The sequence below is a fragment of the Streptomyces albiflavescens genome, assembly GCF_014645835.1.
In the GTDB taxonomy this organism is placed as follows: Bacteria; Actinomycetota; Actinomycetes; order Streptomycetales; family Streptomycetaceae; genus Streptomyces; species Streptomyces albiflavescens.
In genome coordinates, this window is the sequence record NZ_BMMM01000044.1 from 2,114 (window position 1) to 3,572 (window position 1,459).

Genomic DNA, 1,459 nt, shown 5'->3' on the forward strand with positions numbered 1-1,459 from the left:
CGCCGCGAGGCCCGCCCTTCGGGCGAACGACGCCACTTCCGACACGGGCCCTAGAACGGGTCCACACCTGCTCACCGAAGTAAGCGGCATGCCCTGCCCTCGACGCCGAACCGCCTACATAAAACCTGGATCAACGCCGCGGCCCGCCCGATCGCCGAACCCCGGCAGCGTCGCGCCCAGCTTCCGGTCCCACTTGTTCATGGCCGGCAGATCGCGACTGCACCCGTCAGCGATGACTGCAACCCACCCGAGCCCATGGCCCATCCTGGGCCCCCCGGAAGGCGCCCACTGCTCAGCCTTACGACAGCTCAGCAACACCGAGCCGGGACTGGAGCAACACCCTCGCACCGCTAACAGTCCTGACACCCTCCTGCAAGGCATGCACCAGCGAGCGCTCGCGCAGACACTTTTTCCATCACCCCCTTGACGGGTGACGGCACGACTGGCATGCTCGTCACCATCTAAACCGGTGACGACTGGTTGTCCCGGAACCCGCGCTCCTGGAAGTGGATGGAAATGGAACTGAAGCTGGAACTCGTCGTGGTTCCCGTCTCCGACGTGGACCAGGCCAAGACCTTCTACGAGAAGGCGGGATTCCGCCTTGACGTCGATGCAGCTCCGCATGACGGTTGGCGCCTGGTGCACCTTACGCCGCCCGGCTCTGAGGCCTCGATCATCTTCGGCAAGGGGCTCACCCCCGCCGCGCCGGGCTCATCTCAGGGCCTGTACCTCATCGTCTCCGACATCGAGGAAGCCCGCGCGGAGCTGCTCGGCCGCGGCATCGAGGTGAGCGAGATCTTCCATGACGCCGGGGGGCTCCTGTACCACGGCCACGCCGACGGTCAGGTCACTCACCAGACCGAGGGCGGACAGGAACGACTTGCCGGTCCGCACCCCGAGCGCGCCTCCTACGCCTCCTACGCCACCTTCAGCGACCCGGACGGCAACGGCTGGGTACTGCAGGAGGTCAAGCAGCGGGCACCCGGCCGCTGACACTACGCCAGCATCCAAGGTGCGACGGATCAAGACCAAACAACACAACGACTGGCACCGTTGAACCTTAAGAGGCCGCGCAGATAGGCGTGGTGGTGGTATCCCGGCAGCAGTACAGGCACAGGTCTTGGCGATCATGGAGTTGCAACGCTCTGTGATCACCGGGGGACCTGTGCCTGTACTTCCATCATGGCTGACCGAACCACTCTGGAGCCAATTCGCTGCTCTGCTGCCCGAGCGACCGACCTACGCGCCGACGCATCCGCTGGGCTGCCACCGCCCGCGTATCAGCGACCGGATCGTGTTCGACAAGCTGCTACAACTGCTGCGATTCGGCTGTTCCTACCAGGCGATCGCCGACACGACTTGCTCGGCCACCACGATTCGCAACCGCCGCGACGAGTGGATCCGGCTCGGCGCCTTCGCCAAGCTCAAGCAGATCGCGCTGGAGTCCTACGACCGCATC

2 protein-coding genes are annotated in these 1,459 nt (G+C 65.3%); both read left to right on the top strand.

Annotated elements, in window-relative coordinates; translation table 11 throughout:
- The first annotated feature begins 516 nt into the window (after positions 1-516).
- A complete protein-coding gene (locus IEY95_RS48425) occupies positions 517-993 on the top strand; it encodes a VOC family protein (protein ID WP_189192729.1) in 477 nt (158 codons plus the stop codon).
- A 172-nt stretch (positions 994-1,165) separates the two neighbouring features.
- The coding region (locus IEY95_RS48430; RefSeq protein WP_189192730.1) for a transposase at positions 1,166-1,459 on the top strand (294 nt) is incomplete at its 3' end.